Raw genomic sequence first — 14521 nt, forward strand, 5'->3', positions numbered from 1 at the left:
ACCTGGTCATTCTGAGTAAAGCGAAGGATCTATTGGTTACGGATACGCCAAAAGTTTGACAGAATTGGCACGACTTATCTCAAATAAAGGGTATGTCATTCCTATGAAGTCAGGAATCCACTTGAAAACTGGTAGATTCCGCATCAGGTGCGGAATGACATCCCCTTCATTAGTCACTTTTTATTGCCCATTGTTTTGAACTTACCCATTTCGGAAAGATTTCTCAACCGATGCTTTGCATTTCATTTAGAAATAACCTTGCGGGTCTAAACTTTAATAATGCTATCCTCCACAATGGCATACACTTCATCAGAATCTTTAGGATCAAGGGAATGAGTGCCCGTGAATTGACCAAAGGCAGGCAAGATCATTTGGTTGCTGGACTTAAAAAAGCAGGGCAGTTTTATGCGTTCCCTTCCAAAACCTTTGAGTTTTATGGATGGGTGAATATGTCCGCAAAACGTAAAGTACTCCTCTCTTTCCTCAGGATGATGTGTTAATAGGAAGGAGCCAATCACCAACTCTGGAAATATGGAAATCTTGAGCTTCTCGAATTTTTCCGGCGCAATAATGTCATGGTTACCTGCTACCAATAGTATTTCGGCAGGTGTTTTGCCCACCCAATTTTCAAACAATTCCCACTCTTTGTTCAACGATGAATGAAATAGGTCGCCCAAAAAGCAGATCTGAAAGGGTTGAAAATCGGAAACGATCTTATCCAGAAGCAGAAAGTTTTTGTGAATGGCCTTTCGGGGAACGGCAGCCCCGAACTTTCTAAAATGGGATACCTTGCCCAAATGCACATCGCTGATCAGCAAAAGTGATTTTTCCTCCCAAAACAGTCCACCCAAAGGATGTAGTTGAAATTCTTGATTATGGATCGTTAGCTTCATTTGGTCAATTTAGCCATCATTCTTTTAATACGGTCCGCCAATTTTTCGTTGGACAATTTTTCCCGCAACCTATCCGTAATAATGGGAAAGGAGAGAGGGGTGGGCTGCGAACATGGCTTCCAGATAATTTCTTGTTGGGCAATCCGTTCCAGGGCCAAACGTAATCGACCCTCTTCCAGTTGATGCTCAAAAGTTTCGGTGTAGGCTTGCTGGTAGAGCAAATTATCATCCTCAAAATCACGGAAAACATCAAACAGTAATTCCGAACTGCTTTGCAGATGTTTCATTTTGATTCCTTTTTCGGGATATCCGGTGAACACCATACCACTGATCACGGCAATGTCACGGAATTTTCTACGCGCCATTTCGTTGGAGTTCAAACTTTTTTGAAGGTCGGACAGCATATATTCTGGTGTAAAAAGATTGTTGTCCAAAATTTCCTGAATGTTGATTTCCCTGTCCGATAGCAATTCAAAACCGTAATCGTTAAACGCAAGGGAACAGGTAATGGGTGCCAGCAAGCTGATGCGATAGGCCAATAAACTGCTCATTCCTTCATGGATGGCCCTACCTTCAAAGGGGTAGAACATATGGTGGTAGCCATCTCGAGTTTTAAAGGTTTCAATCAAAAATTGATGGGGCTTTGGAACAATGCTTTCTTCTCGTTGTTTGGCAAACATAGGTTGTAATGCTTGGATTTCTGCCGACTGGTCCGAAAAATCCAACGCTGCTGTGTAGAGCTCTTGTCGCAACAGCTCGGACATTTTTGCGGAAAAACTCAAGCGCCCGCCCATCCAGCTGGGTACTTTGTTCGTCCTTTTTTTGGAGTTGCGCACGTGTGCGGCCATCCCCTTGATCCGTATAAATTCCAGATTTCGGCCTGCAAAGGTAAAGACATCGCCAGGGCTCAATTTGGAGATGAAGTATTCCTCAATACTACCAATGTACCCCCCTTTTTGATAACGTACTGAAATTGTGGCGTCCCCGACAATGGTTCCGATCTGGAAACGATGCCGCATCGCCACTGCCCTGCTGTTCACTTTAAATCTGCCATCTTCCTCGACTTCTACTTTTTTGTATTCGTCGTAACTCTTCAGACTTTGGCTTCCCATCACCAAAAAATTGAGTAGCCATTGCCATTGTTCTTCGGTCAAGGTTTGATAACAGAATGTTTGTTTGATCTCTGGATAGATTTCATCAGGATAAAACCCATCCGAAACTGCCAAGGTGGTCAAATACTGGATGAGGACATCGAAACTGCTCAAGTAGGGAATACGGTCTTCCACGGCACTGTTCAAAACCGCTTTTTGCATAGCCGAGGCCTCTACCAATTCAATGGCGTGTGTGGGCAAAAAATAAATGACGCTTTCCTTTCCCGGTCTGTGGCCACTGCGCCCCGCACGTTGTAAAAATCGGGCCACCCCCTTGGGGCCTCCAATCTGTATTACCGTTTCCACCGGCGCGAAATCGACTCCCAGATCCAAACTCGATGTGCAGACCACGGCCTTCAGGCTTTCGTTCCGAATAGCCTGTTCCACCCAAAGACGGGTTTCTTTATTGATGCTACCGTGGTGCATTGCCATTTCTCCGGCAAACTCGGGATATTTTTCCAGTATTTTCTGAAACCATATCTCGCATTGGCTTCGCGTGTTGGTGAAGAGCAAAGTGGTTTTACTGTTGTTGATGATGGGAACAACCTGATCTAAAAGGTGCAATCCCAAATGTCCACGCCAAGGAAAAGTTTCCATTTCCTTTGGAATAATACTTTTTACCGTGATTTTTTTGTTAAGGTCGGCCTTGACCAGAATCGAATTTTCCAATTCTGGGGATGAAGGTCCCAATAAGACTTCACGGGCTTGCTCCAGATTTCCAATAGTGGCCGATATACCCCAAATCCGTAATGTTTCACAGACCGTTTTAAGTCGAGATAGACCCAATTCCATTTGAACACCACGCTTGGTGCCCAAAAGTTCGTGCCATTCATCTACCACAATAGCTGAGCAGTCCTTAAAGGTTTTTTCGTAGCCTTTGGATGATAACAACAACTGTAAACTTTCCGGAGTAGTAATCAATAGATCGGGCATGTTGGTGCGCATTTTTGCCCGTTCTTTTGCCGAAGTATCGCCCGTTCGAATACCCACGGTCATTTGGGTTCCCAAATCTTTGGTGATGCGTTCCGCAGATTGTTTTATTTCTTGGGAAAGCGCCCGTAATGGCGTGATCCAAATAGCTTTTAGCCCTTTCTTGTGCTTAGTCTTGTAGTTTGGATGGTTTTTGATGTAGTTGAGAACGATCGGAAACCAAAGGGCATAGGTTTTTCCACTACCTGTGGGGGCATTTAAAAGCCCGTGCTTGCCATCTAAAAATGCTTTCCAACTCTCTTTTTGAAAAGGAAATGGTTTCCAATTTTGATCTTGAAACCAATTTTCGGCAATTTGAAAAAGTTCTTTTTGCTTCATTTAGATAATCAAACTTTTTAGGTCATCCAAAGAATTGGCCTCTTCGATTTTTTTGTCCTTTCTCCAGCGTAAAATTCTGGGAAAGCGTGTTGCTACGCCACTTTTATGGCGCTTGGAGGGAGCAATGCCTTCAAAGGCGATTTCAAAAACATGATGAGGGGTAACGCTTCGCACGGGACCAAAGCGTTCCAACGTATTTTTCTTGATCCAGGCATCCATTTGCCGAAATTCTTTGTCCGTAAGCCCGGAGTAGGCTTTGGCAAAGGTGACCAGTTCTTTTTCACCATGTTCGTTTTCATCCCAGAGTGCAAAGGTGTAATCGGTGAATAGGTTACTTCGTCGACCATGGCCCCGCATAGCGTAGGTGAGTACTGCATCGATGGTAAGCGGGTCGACCTTCCATTTCCACCAATCGCCTTTTTTTCGTCCTACTTGGTAGGTGGAGTCGTTACGTTTGAGCATCAGGCCTTCACTATGTTTTTCTCTCGACAAGTCTCTTTCTTGTGCAACATGGTCCCAAGAATTGAATTGCATCCGTTCGGATAAAAGCAAGGGTATTGCCCCTTTGTTTGATTTTATCGTGTTTTTATAGAAAACTTCCAGGATACCTCTTCGCTCCAAATAGCTTTTGTTCCTGATGTCTATTCCTTTCCACTCCAACATATCATAGACCTTCAATTTGACCGGGATTTTTTCCAAAAGTGATCTTGAAATGTTCTTTCGCCCAATTCGGGTCTGTAAATCTTTAAAAGTACCGATTTCTCCTTTGGGGTACGGTAGCAATTCTCCATCCAACACTGTTCCGTTGGGAACAACGCCCACAAATGCTTCAAACTCTGGATATTTGTCGGTGACCAGTTCTTCTCCTCGACTCCAAACGAATAGTTCATCATTACGTAGGATGACCTGGCACCTAATGCCGTCCCATTTGTGCTCTGCGGACCATTGGTTGACATTTCCCAGTTCAGAAACATCGTCTTCCACAGCATATGCCAAAAAGAAAGGGTAGGGTTTTGATAGGTAATCGCTCTCCTTTTCTTCCAAAACCAGATGGTGGAAGGTAATACGGTTCGGGTCCCAATTCCCCATTAATTTATAAGCTAAAATATCCTCTTCGATACCTGTTGCTTTTGAAAGTGCACGGGTCATTAGTTTTTGGCTGACCCCGATTCTGAAGCTGCCCGTAATCAACTTGTTGAAGACAAAACGCTCGTAATAATCCAGTACGGACCAATGCTGGAAAAGATATTTCTTTTTCTCGGTTTCTGGTTTTTGTTTCAAAGCTAGCATCTCTTGCAAAAAGGATGTCAATGATTTGTCAGTGCCTTTTTCTGTGGAGGGCACCACCAAGGCTATGGTTTCGGCCAAATCGCCAACAATGTGATAGCTTTCCTCGAACAACCATATCGGAATCTTGGATAGTTCAGCGGCCCAAGTACGCAACAAGGTTGTATTTACTGGTCGTGGGGGCCTTCTATGGGAAAGAATGGCTATGGTCCAAACCTTATCCTGACTGCTGGCTTCTTTAAAATATTGGGACAGCGCTTGGACCTTTACATTCGTTTTGTTGGTGCCATCCAAAGTTTTTATGAGTTGGGCGAACTGTTTCATTCTGCTTCCGATTTTTCTTTTTCCGAAGTATTGATTTCGGATAGTTCGCCCTCGTATTGTGTGGCTTCGGTTCGGGCATCGTAGCCCAGTTCCATCAAATATTTGGAGAAAATATCGGTGTAGCCATGGGTGCATATTACTTTTTCAGCTCCTGTGGCTTCGACGGTCTCCAGTAGTCCTTTCCAATCACAATGGTCACTAAGTACAAAACCTTTGTCAATGGCCCTGCGTCTTCGCGCTCCCCTAAAGGCCATCCAACCGCTGGCCGTGGCTGTAACATATGGGACCATTTTTTTAATCCAGGTGCTTCCATGTGCACTTGGTGGTGCAACAACAATGTTACCTAAAAGTTCGGTTTTCTTGGTTTCCCTTGTAATCAAATGGGTTGGAGGTAGATCAATCAAGGGGCGTAGTACATCCGTCATATTTTCCACTGCCCCATGTGTATATATTTTGCCTATGGAAGTGTCCAAATGCTTGATCAGACGTTGTGCCTTGCCGAGAGAATAACCAAAAAGAACTGAGGTTTTTCCTTCCGATCGGTTCTGCGCCCACCACTGGTTAATGTCATCGAACACTTCTTGCTGCGGTCTCCACTGAAAAGCGGGCAACCCGAAGGTGCATTCGGTAATGAAAGTATTGCATTTTACAAGCTCAAAAGGAGTTGTGACCCCATCATCTTCGGTTTTATAATCTCCAGTAAAGACCCATACCTCACCTTTGTGTTCTACCCTTATTTGCGAAGACCCAACAATGTGGCCTGCAGGGTAAAAACTGAATTTTACATTGTTTACCGTAAATGTTTCACCCCAATCTTTCCCGGAAATGGATACTTCTCCCAAGCGATGTTGTACTATGGGTATATTCTTGTGGTGAGTGATGTATTTTTTGTGCCCCCAACGGCTGTGGTCGGCATGCCCATGTGAAATAATGGCCTTGTCCACTGGTTTCCAAGGATCCAAATAAACATCCGCTTTTTTACAATAAATCCCTTTGGAGGTGAATTGGAGCAAAGGTGTTTTCATAGCAGTGGTAAATTACAAATTTCTTTTGGTGACTTTTTTCATATTTTAATCTGTTTTAAAAATTTATATTTGTGCCACAAAATTTTCGATATGCCAATTTTAGATTTATACGAGCACGGAGATCACAGGACAAATTTGGCCCATTTTGCCACTTTGGCAAGTTTGGCAGCTGTTGATGGGGATATCAACGAAAAGGAGATGGCCGTTTTGGAAAAATTTGCCTTTAAGCTCAATATTAGTGAGGATGAGTTTAAGGAGGTGATGAAAAGGGAGAACAAATATCCTATTGAAACTCCACATAGTGGCGAAAAAAGATTTAAAAGGCTATTCGAGTTTTTCCAGATTATTTTTTCTGATCATTATATAGATGACGACGAGCGCAAGATTGTTGAAAAATATGCCGTTGGTTTAGGTTTTGCCCCTAAAAAAGCATCCGAAATCATCGATAAGTCCATCGCTATTTTCTCTGGTCAGATTGCCTTCGAAGATTACCATGTATTGATAAAGCGTGAGTGTAACTAGGCATTGGCCATAAACTCCTCCGCTTTTTCGACCATTTGTTTACTTCCACAGAAAAAAGGTACGCGTTCGTGCAATTCGGTAGGTTGTATGTCCATTATGCGCTGGTATCCATCGCTGGCCTTTCCTTTGGCTTGTTCGGCCAAAAATGCCATAGGGTTGCATTCGTACAATAACCGTAATTTTCCATTTTGGGCTTTGCTGCTTTTGGGGTACATGTAAATACCTCCCTTGATCATGTTACGGTGAAAATCCGAAACAAGAGACCCTATGTATCTTGAGGTGTAAGGTCTGTCACCTTCTTCCATTTGACAGTACTTAATATAATCCTTGACCCCTTGTGGAAAATGAATGTAATTTCCTTCGTTCACTGAATAAATTTTGCCTGTTTCAGGGAACTGCATATCTGGATGGGATAAATAAAAAGTACCCAGAGCAGGGTTCAAGGTAAAACCATTGACACCATCTCCAGTGGTATAGACCAACATGGTCGACGTTCCATAAATAATGTATCCTGCAGCTATCTGGTTTCTTCCAGGTTGTAGGAAGTCTTCCAATGTTACAGGAGTGCCCTCTGGAGTTACCCGTCTGTAAATCGAAAAAATGGTTCCTACGGAAACGTTTACATCAATATTAGAGGAGCCATCCAAAGGATCAATAAGTACAACATACTTGTTCTTGTGCTGTTTGTCAAAACTGTTGATGCTGATAAAATCATCTTCTTCCTCCGAAGCGATTCCACATACGATTTCGCGATTTTTTAAGGTTTGAATAAACTTTTCATTGGCAAGGACATCCAATTTTTGCTGGTTTTCACCTTGGATATTAGTGTCTCCGGCGGCACCGATAATATCGACCAATCCCGCTTTGTTAACTTCGTGGTTCACTACCTTTGCGGCTAAACGGATGCCGTTCAACAGTCTTGATAGTTCCCCGGAAGTATATTGAAATGAGTTTTGATTGGCGATAATGAATTCGCCAAGAGTGCGATGTTGCTTTTCAAACATGGAAAGGCTGTTTTATTTATGGACAAATATCGGGCATTTTGTGAAACTACAACGTTTTCGAAAGACTTTAATTATGTAATTTTATAACTTTGAGTTTTATTTGTAACAATTATGGAATATACAATCAGAGAGGCCAAACCAGAGGATATGGAGCAAGTATTAAGCTTGATACAGGAACTGGCCAATTTTGAAAAGGAACCGGATGCAGTGGAAATCTCTAAAGAGGATTTGGTAACCCATGGTTTTGGGACAAAAAAGATGTTCCATTGTTTTGTTGCCGATACCCAAGATGGCATAGCGGGCATAGCCTTGGTATATCCCCGATATTCCACCTGGAAAGGTCCTGCCATTCATTTGGAGGATTTAATCGTGTCCGAAAAGATGCGTGGAAGCGGTCTCGGGACGGCTTTGCTGGATGAGGTGGTAAAGTACGGAGATAGTTTGGGCGTAAAACGCATCTGCTGGGAAGTTTTGGATTGGAACGAACCTGCCATCGAGTTTTATGAGAAGAAAGGGGCAAATGTCCTAAGGGATTGGGATGTGGTTCAATTGGATGAAAAAGGAATCAAAAATTATATCGAAAGCCTGAACTAGGCATTCAAAATTCAAGAATATAAATACATGAGGGTATTTAAGTTTGGAGGAGCATCCGTTAAAGATGCAGATGCGGTTAAAAATGTGGTCAACGTTTTACAGGAAGTGGGGTATAACGATACCTTGGTGGTCATTTCCGCCATGGGAAAAATGACCAACGCTATGGAAAAAGTGGTGGAATCCTACTTTAACGACAAGGATGAGGTTAATGCCTCCATTCAGGAGGTGATTGATTATCATAACGGGATATTGTCCGAACTTTTCCAAAACCCGAATCATCCTGTTTATACAAAAGTGAAGGGTCTTTTTGAAGAAGTAAAAGGATTCTTGGCTTGGAACAAATCGCCCAAATATGGATTTGTGTACGATCAAGTGGTAAGTTACGGGGAACTGCTCTCCACAACCATTGTGAGTGCATATTTGAACGAGGTCGGGGTTTCCAATACATGGTTGGATGTTAGAACACTCATTAAAACGGACAACAGTTATAGGGATGCCCAAGTGCAATGGGAACGGACCCAAGAGGAAGTAGTGTCCAAGGTAGATGTTTCAAAATTAAATATTACCCAAGGTTTTCTGGGAAGCGACGACAATAACTTTACCACTACTTTGGGTAGGGAAGGTTCCGATTATTCTGCAGCAATCCTTGCCTATTGCCTTAATGCGGAATCGGTTACCATTTGGAAAGATGTTCCTGGAGTATTAAATGCGGACCCCAGAAATTTTGAGAATGCCCAATTATTGGACAAAATATCGTACCGCGAAGCCATTGAGCTCGCATTTTACGGAGCTTCCGTAATTCACCCAAAAACATTGCAACCCTTACAGCGCAAGGAAATCCCTTTAAGGGTAAAATCCTTTGTAAATCCCAAGGACAAAGGCACAACAGTGGGTAAAGGAAATGGCATAGAGCCAAAGGTGCCCTGTTTTATAGTAAAAAAGAATCAGGTATTGTTGAAACTTTCTTCTCTTGATTTTTCCTTCATAGTAGAGAATAATATCAGTGAAATCTTCAAGTTGTTCCACGACCACAGATTAAAAGTGGACCTTATACAGAACTCGGCCATTAGTTTTTCTGTCTGCTTGGACAATAAATTCAGGGGATTACCGCCTTTGCTGGACGAACTTAAGCGAAAATTTAAAGTGGTCTGTCATGAAGATGTATCACTGTATACCATTCGCCATTTTAATGATGAATCGGTCAAATCCCTTCAAAATGGAAAATCGGTGTTGGTCGAGCAAAGAGGTAAGGAAACTGTTCAATTGGTTGTAAAATAAGAGATTATGCCAAATAGTTAGGCAAAAAAGCCTATAGGGTTTATTTTCTATCTTTACAGGGACCTAAATACTTTTTCTATGGGCTTGGTTTCTGCTAAAGAGGTGGCGAAAGTCATCCATCTGGACAAATATGGCTTTTTGGGCACTTTTGTGGGATGGCTTTTAATGGTAGCTACCAGAATTAGCACTATCAACAGATTTTACGACAAGAACAAGGACCTTTCAGGGCCCGAATTCCTTGATTCCATCTTAGATCATTACGAAATCGACTTCGAAATTCCGGAAGAGGACATTAAACGTTTGCCCAAATCTGGTCCGTATATCACAATCAGTAACCATCCGTTGGGCGGTATTGATGGGGTGTTGTTGCTTAAATTATTACTGAACGAGCGACCCGATTATAAAATAATCGCCAACTTTTTATTGCATCGCATAGAGCCATTAAAGCCATATATAATGCCAGTGAATCCTTTTGAAAACCATAAGGACGCCAAGAGCAGTATTGTAGGTTTTAAGAATGCGCTCAAACATTTAAGGGATGGTCATCCGTTGGGGATTTTCCCGGCAGGTGAAGTTTCTACGTATCGTGATGGGAAGTTGGTTGTGGACCGTCCGTGGGAAGAAGCGGCCATAAAATTGATAAGAAAGGCCGAGGTACCCGTAGTGCCCATTTATTTTCATGCGCGGAACAGCAGGTTGTTTTACCGGTTGTCCAAAATTGATGATGTATTCCGTACCGCCAAATTGCCTTCGGAACTTACTTCACAGAGCTTGCGTCCGATTAAGGTTAGAATAGGTCAGCCTATTTCGGTAAATACACAAAATGAGGAAGAAACTTTGGAAGGTTTTGCGGAGTTGCTCCGTAAAAAAACGTATTTGTTGGCCAATGTTTTTGAAAAGGAGCGGTTTATTGATAAAGTACCCACGTCGCTGAAAATTCCAAAACCACCCAAAAAAATAGCCACTGCCATCAGTGCAAAGGTTCTGGAGGGCGAGATTGAAAAATTACGAGAGAAAGATTGTCGTATGCTGCAAAGCAAAAATTACGAGGTTTTTCTTGCCCAGGCCAAGGATATGCCTTTTTGCCTGAACGAAATTGGCCGGCAGCGCGAGGTTACCTTTAGAGAAGTGGGCGAGGGGACCAACAATGCCATAGATCTGGATAAGTTTGATTCGTATTACCACCATTTGTTCTTGTGGGACAATGACACCAAAACCATTGTTGGTGCCTACAGAATGGGATTGGGTTCGGAAATATTTAAAAATTATGGGATTGATGGTTTTTATCTTCAAGACCTGTTCCGGTTTGAACCCGAGCTCTATGGTATGATGGAAAAATCCATTGAGATGGGAAGGGCATACATTGTAAAGGAATATCAGCAAAAACCCATGCCCCTGTTTTTACTTTGGAAAGGAATCGTCCATACGACTTTGAGACACCCGGAGCATAAATATTTGATAGGTGGGGTAAGTATCAGTAATCAATTCTCCAATTTCTCCAAGTCGTTGATGATCGAGTTTATGAAATCCAATTATTGGGATCCTTATGTAGCCCAATATATACGTCCTAAAAAAGAATTCAAGGTAAAGCTTAAGGATGCCGATAAGGAGTTTGTTTTCGACGAAACACAGGCCGACCTGAACAAATTTGACAAACTGATCAGTGAAGTGGAGCCAGGGAGTTTACGATTGCCCGTATTGATCAAAAAATATATCAAACAAAATGCCAAGGTGGTGGCCTTTAATGTGGATCCCTTGTTCAATAACTCGGTGGATGGGTTAATGTATATCCGAATTGCGGATTTACCTGAAAGTACCGTTAAACCTGTGATGGAAGAATTCCAGGCGGAGCTTGAGCGCAAGGTGGCAGAGGGTAATGGCCCATCAGAAGAGGATTAATCGACACCGACATTGCAGCTGCGTTTCTCGAACAGTAAATTGTCTTTCCAAACTCCGTGGATTTTGCCCACACGCTCCCGCTTACCAATATAGCGAAAGCCCATTTTTTCGTGTAATTTGATGCTTGCCGTATTCTCAGGGAATATTCCTGATTGCAGCGTCCAAAAACCAGCCCTTTCACTTTCGTCGATCAAATGCTGCATCAGTAATTTGCCAACACCCTTACCACGACTTTTGTCCGAAATATAAATGCTCACCTCCCCGACACCGCCATAAACACATCGACTGGAAACAGGGGAAAGTGCCGCCCAACCCATGATTTCGCCATCCGTTTCAGCGATTAAACGGCATTCGCTGGAATGGGCATTGTCCCAATGTTCGTAAGTAGGTGCCTGGGTCTCAAAAGTGGCAAATCCTGTGGCTATTCCTTCCAAATATATTCTGGAGACCTCTTCCCAGTCCGAAGTTTTCATATTTCTGATAACCATATGTATAAAAGGTATTATTGTAATATTACGATGAATAATGGTCTAAAAAAAAGCCAGAAGGTTTTATCATCTGACTTTTAAATACGTTTAGAGGCCCTTGAACCAACTCTGGAAGTACTCACCCACCAAGAAAACAGGTTTCTTATTCCCGTTTATAGCTCCTACTAAGCTAACAATCCATAGAATAAGTGGGAAAATCCATGCAATAAAGTTAATGACGGGAATAAGTCCCAAAACTAAACCGAGCAATCCAATACCCAAGGTTTGTCTTATATAGAAAGAGCCAAGCTCTGTTTTGTTGCTACTGTTCATTATTAAGGCAATTACCCATCCAATAAGAGTTAAGTGAGCAACAATAGCAACCGTTTTTCCGCTTTCTGGGTTGGCAGGGTCAAAGGCTTTGTTCACATCCTCTTTAAAATCTTTTGCTGCTTCTTCAGCTTTATCGCCAAAGTCTTTTTTTTCTTCTTCTGACATGGTTCTAATGTGTTGGTTAATGTATGTTAAATGTAGCAAATAATTCATTATTTAAAGAAAGGCTTTATCAACAGGCTCCCAAAGTTCCAATTTGTTGCCTTCGGGATCTAAAATCCAACCAAATTTCCCATACTCGTATTCCTCCATTTCTCCTACAACCGTAACCCCTTCTTTTTTTAATACCTCTAGCAGTTCCACCAAGTTTTCAACCCTAAAATTCATCATGAACTGCTTTTCGCTGGGCTTAAAGTATGCTGTTTTTTCATCCATGGGGCTCCATTGCGTGGAACAATCATTGCCTTCCTTGTCCTTCCACCAAAATGTGCACCCATATTGACCCGTGTTCAATCCCAAATGATTTTTATACCATTCCTTAATGCTGTTAGGGTCTTTGCTTTTAAAGAAAAATCCTCCTAATCCTGTTACTCTGTTTTTCATGATCTTTTGATGTTTTTTTCATACCGTGCAATCCATTCTTGCGGTGTCATTTTTTGGCAAAGCTCCGCTATCAACTCATAGGGTATGGTGTTGGTGTTCTTGAACCGGATACAACTTTTACCCATATCCAATTTTGTTTTTACATGTTTTGGATACGCCCCAACGAACCAGTCATGGAGTTTTGTATCAGCATAAATTCCAGAGTGATATAAGGCGATAAAGTTTTTCTGAGAAGCAATATTGATAAAAGGTAGTGGAAGCTTGGGGTCACAATGATACCCATCTGGGTATAAAGTGTGGGGCACCACAAACCCTATCATTTTGTAACTGATGCACTCCTCGAAACCTTTTGGTAAGTTGTTTTTAACGGTATCCCGAAGTTTGGTAACAGCTTCTTTCCGCTCAACAGGGAGTTTTTCGATATACTCGTCCGGTGTTTTGGCATCTATGGTCATAGTCTGGTTTGGTTTTATCCAATGCCAGAGCCAAAAGCAGGGTAGAATTGGTACTTAAAGTTAAGAAAATCTTTCTTTGACTTTGTCAACAATGGTCTGTGCCAATTTTTCCTTGCTTTCCACAGTCCAACCTGCCACATGGGGGGTAAGCAATACATTCTTGGCCTTGCGTAGATATTTGAATGCCTTTGGTTTTTTGGCGAACATATTTTCAAAGGACTTTTTTTCGTATTCCAGGACGTCCAATCCTGCGCCGAGTATTTTGCCCGACTTTAAACCTTCCACTAAATCCTTGGTCACTACACATTTTCCTCGGGCTGTGTTCAGCAGCCAAAAAGGTTTGTGGAATCCTTCAATAAATTTGGAGTTTACCATGCCGATGGTTTCTTGGGTCTCTGGAACGTGCAAACTGACTACATCTGATCGCTGTTGAAATTCCATGATACCAACTTGACGTGCATTTTCATCGCCCACACCTCCAACAATATCGTAACAGATGACTTCTACATCAAAGCCACGGAGCTTTTTGGCGAAGGCTTTGCCCATATTTCCGTAGCCAATAATGCCCACAGTTTTTCCGTCCAGTTCTACGCCCCGGTTGTTCTCGCGCTTCCACTTTCCTTTTTTTACCTGGCGATTGGCTTTGCACATCTGGTTCATTATGGAAAGTAACATACCTAAGGTGTGTTCGCCTACCGCATTGCGATTGCCTTCTGGTGCAGATGCCAAAAATATATCCTTGTACTTGGCATAGTCTATATCTATATTCTCTAATCCAGCTCCGACCCTTCCAATAAATTTTAGGTTGGTGGCCTTGTCCAAAAACTGTTGGTCTATGGTAAACCTGCTTCGGATAATGATCCCATCGTAGCGGTGTATCTTTTTTTCGATTTCTTCTTTGGTCGAGGTATAGTCTTCGTGATTCTCATACCCAAGCTCTGCGAATTGCTCAATAAGCAAGGGATGATTGGTGTCGAGGTGGAGAACTTTCATGGGGGCAAATATACAATTCCTAGATTTTTGGGTAGTGGGTCTGTGTTTTTTCATGCTGCACATTCCCTGTATGAGCGGTGCTCATTTTTTCGAACAGGAGCACATGCACTTCTTCCCCATTTTTGGTCATGGGATTGTGCTCTACACCTTTGGGTACCACGATGATTTCACCTTCGTTAACCACTTCGGTTCTATCGCGAAATTGCATGTACAGCCTACCTTTGACCACTTGAAACAATTCATCTTCGTTTTCATGGGCGTGCCAAACAAACTCACCCTGCAGTTTGGCCAATAGTACTTGCATATCGTCCACCACTGCAATTTGATGTGGGTGCCATTGCTTTGTGAATTCGGCGTGTTTTTGTTTTAGGTTGATTGGTTTCAT

Annotated in this window: 15 protein-coding genes; 4 read left to right on the plus strand and 11 right to left on the minus strand. The window is 42.4% G+C overall.

What is annotated here, in order from left to right:
* Positions 1–266: 266 nt before the first annotated feature.
* The 4 genes from pdeM to J0X13_RS11650 are packed head-to-tail and all read right to left on the minus strand — an operon-like array spanning position 267 to position 5988.
* Positions 267–893 (minus strand): ligase-associated DNA damage response endonuclease PdeM, encoded by a 627-nt coding sequence (gene pdeM, locus J0X13_RS11635; protein WP_207071601.1) that lies wholly within the window; start codon positions 891–893, stop codon positions 267–269.
* Positions 890–3352 (minus strand): ligase-associated DNA damage response DEXH box helicase, encoded by a 2463-nt coding sequence (locus tag J0X13_RS11640; protein ID WP_207071602.1) that lies wholly within the window; start codon positions 3350–3352, stop codon positions 890–892. Before J0X13_RS11640 ends, pdeM begins: the two co-directional genes overlap by 4 nt.
* Entirely contained in the window at positions 3353–4963 is a 1611-nt protein-coding gene (locus J0X13_RS11645; protein WP_207071603.1) for an ATP-dependent DNA ligase, read from the minus strand.
* Positions 4960–5988 (minus strand): ligase-associated DNA damage response exonuclease, encoded by a 1029-nt coding sequence (locus J0X13_RS11650; RefSeq protein ID WP_207071604.1) that lies wholly within the window; start codon positions 5986–5988, stop codon positions 4960–4962. Before J0X13_RS11650 ends, J0X13_RS11645 begins: the two co-directional genes overlap by 4 nt.
* 90 nt (positions 5989–6078) lie before the next feature.
* On the opposite strand from J0X13_RS11650, the gene J0X13_RS11655 reads away from it, so the two are divergent.
* Positions 6079–6510, plus strand: a complete 432-nt coding sequence (locus J0X13_RS11655; protein WP_207029284.1) for a tellurite resistance TerB family protein — start codon at positions 6079–6081, stop codon at positions 6508–6510.
* Here J0X13_RS11655 and fbp read toward each other — a convergent pair.
* The gene (gene fbp / locus J0X13_RS11660) at positions 6507–7514 is read right to left on the minus strand and encodes a class 1 fructose-bisphosphatase (RefSeq protein WP_207029286.1); all 1008 of its coding nucleotides are present in this window, start codon (positions 7512–7514) and stop codon (positions 6507–6509) included. The genes J0X13_RS11655 and fbp overlap by 4 nt on opposite strands.
* Before the next feature lie 111 nt (positions 7515–7625).
* Here fbp and J0X13_RS11665 point away from each other — a divergent pair, with 111 nt between their 5' ends.
* From J0X13_RS11665 to J0X13_RS11675, 3 genes are all read left to right on the plus strand, one after another.
* Positions 7626–8108 carry a GNAT family N-acetyltransferase gene (locus J0X13_RS11665; protein WP_207071605.1) on the plus strand — a complete coding sequence of 161 codons (483 nt, stop codon included), beginning with the start codon at positions 7626–7628 and terminating at the stop codon, positions 8106–8108.
* 27 nt (positions 8109–8135) lie between these two features.
* A complete protein-coding gene (locus J0X13_RS11670) occupies positions 8136–9386 on the plus strand; it encodes an aspartate kinase (RefSeq protein ID WP_207071606.1) in 1251 nt (416 codons plus the stop codon).
* 78 nt (positions 9387–9464) lie between these two features.
* A complete protein-coding gene (locus J0X13_RS11675) occupies positions 9465–11285 on the plus strand; it encodes a GNAT family N-acyltransferase (RefSeq protein ID WP_207071607.1) in 1821 nt (606 codons plus the stop codon).
* Here J0X13_RS11675 and J0X13_RS11680 read toward each other — a convergent pair.
* The 6 genes from J0X13_RS11680 to J0X13_RS11705 all read right to left on the minus strand — a co-directional run bounded on the left by J0X13_RS11680 (position 11282) and on the right by J0X13_RS11705 (position 14521).
* Positions 11282–11773, minus strand: coding sequence for a GNAT family N-acetyltransferase (locus tag J0X13_RS11680; protein WP_207071608.1), 492 nt, complete (start codon positions 11771–11773; stop codon positions 11282–11284). The two genes, J0X13_RS11675 and J0X13_RS11680, sit on opposite strands and share 4 nt — an antisense overlap.
* Positions 11774–11860: 87 nt before the next feature.
* Positions 11861–12250, minus strand: a complete 390-nt coding sequence (locus J0X13_RS11685; RefSeq protein ID WP_207029297.1) for a YtxH domain-containing protein — start codon at positions 12248–12250, stop codon at positions 11861–11863.
* A gap of 51 nt (positions 12251–12301) precedes the next feature.
* Entirely contained in the window at positions 12302–12688 is a 387-nt protein-coding gene (locus tag J0X13_RS11690) for a VOC family protein (RefSeq protein WP_207071609.1), read from the minus strand.
* The gene (locus J0X13_RS11695) at positions 12685–13143 is read right to left on the minus strand and encodes a DUF1801 domain-containing protein (protein WP_207071610.1); all 459 of its coding nucleotides are present in this window, start codon (positions 13141–13143) and stop codon (positions 12685–12687) included. The genes J0X13_RS11690 and J0X13_RS11695 overlap by 4 nt, the downstream gene beginning before the upstream one ends.
* A gap of 60 nt (positions 13144–13203) precedes the next feature.
* Positions 13204–14136 (minus strand): 2-hydroxyacid dehydrogenase, encoded by a 933-nt coding sequence (locus J0X13_RS11700; protein WP_207071611.1) that lies wholly within the window; start codon positions 14134–14136, stop codon positions 13204–13206.
* A 19-nt stretch (positions 14137–14155) separates the two neighbouring features.
* On the minus strand, positions 14156–14521 hold the full coding sequence (locus J0X13_RS11705) for a cupin domain-containing protein (protein WP_207071612.1): 366 nt from the start codon (positions 14519–14521) through the stop codon (positions 14156–14158).

The sequence above is a fragment of the [Muricauda] lutisoli (nom. illeg.) genome, assembly GCF_017313105.1.
Lineage (GTDB): Bacteria > Bacteroidota > Bacteroidia > Flavobacteriales > Flavobacteriaceae > Flagellimonas > Flagellimonas lutisoli.

Excerpts from the sequence above, each read along its gene's own strand:
- pdeM (WP_207071601.1), bottom strand. The coding sequence starts at position 893 with ATGAAGCTAACGATCCATAATCAAGAATTTCAACTACATCCTTTGGGT.
- J0X13_RS11640 (WP_207071602.1), bottom strand. The coding sequence starts at position 3,352 with ATGAAGCAAAAAGAACTTTTTCAAATTGCCGAAAATTGGTTTCAAGAT.
- J0X13_RS11645 (WP_207071603.1), bottom strand. The coding sequence starts at position 4,963 with ATGAAACAGTTCGCCCAACTCATAAAAACTTTGGATGGCACCAACAAA.
- J0X13_RS11650 (WP_207071604.1), bottom strand. The coding sequence starts at position 5,988 with ATGAAAACACCTTTGCTCCAATTCACCTCCAAAGGGATTTATTGTAAA.
- J0X13_RS11655 (WP_207029284.1), top strand. The coding sequence starts at position 6,079 with ATGCCAATTTTAGATTTATACGAGCACGGAGATCACAGGACAAATTTG.
- fbp (WP_207029286.1), bottom strand. The coding sequence starts at position 7,514 with ATGTTTGAAAAGCAACATCGCACTCTTGGCGAATTCATTATCGCCAAT.
- J0X13_RS11665 (WP_207071605.1), top strand. The coding sequence starts at position 7,626 with ATGGAATATACAATCAGAGAGGCCAAACCAGAGGATATGGAGCAAGTA.
- J0X13_RS11670 (WP_207071606.1), top strand. The coding sequence starts at position 8,136 with ATGAGGGTATTTAAGTTTGGAGGAGCATCCGTTAAAGATGCAGATGCG.
- J0X13_RS11675 (WP_207071607.1), top strand. The coding sequence starts at position 9,465 with ATGGGCTTGGTTTCTGCTAAAGAGGTGGCGAAAGTCATCCATCTGGAC.
- J0X13_RS11680 (WP_207071608.1), bottom strand. The coding sequence starts at position 11,773 with ATGGTTATCAGAAATATGAAAACTTCGGACTGGGAAGAGGTCTCCAGA.
- J0X13_RS11685 (WP_207029297.1), bottom strand. The coding sequence starts at position 12,250 with ATGTCAGAAGAAGAAAAAAAAGACTTTGGCGATAAAGCTGAAGAAGCA.
- J0X13_RS11690 (WP_207071609.1), bottom strand. The coding sequence starts at position 12,688 with ATGAAAAACAGAGTAACAGGATTAGGAGGATTTTTCTTTAAAAGCAAA.
- J0X13_RS11695 (WP_207071610.1), bottom strand. The coding sequence starts at position 13,143 with ATGACCATAGATGCCAAAACACCGGACGAGTATATCGAAAAACTCCCT.
- J0X13_RS11700 (WP_207071611.1), bottom strand. The coding sequence starts at position 14,136 with ATGAAAGTTCTCCACCTCGACACCAATCATCCCTTGCTTATTGAGCAA.
- J0X13_RS11705 (WP_207071612.1), bottom strand. The coding sequence starts at position 14,521 with ATGAAACCAATCAACCTAAAACAAAAACACGCCGAATTCACAAAGCAA.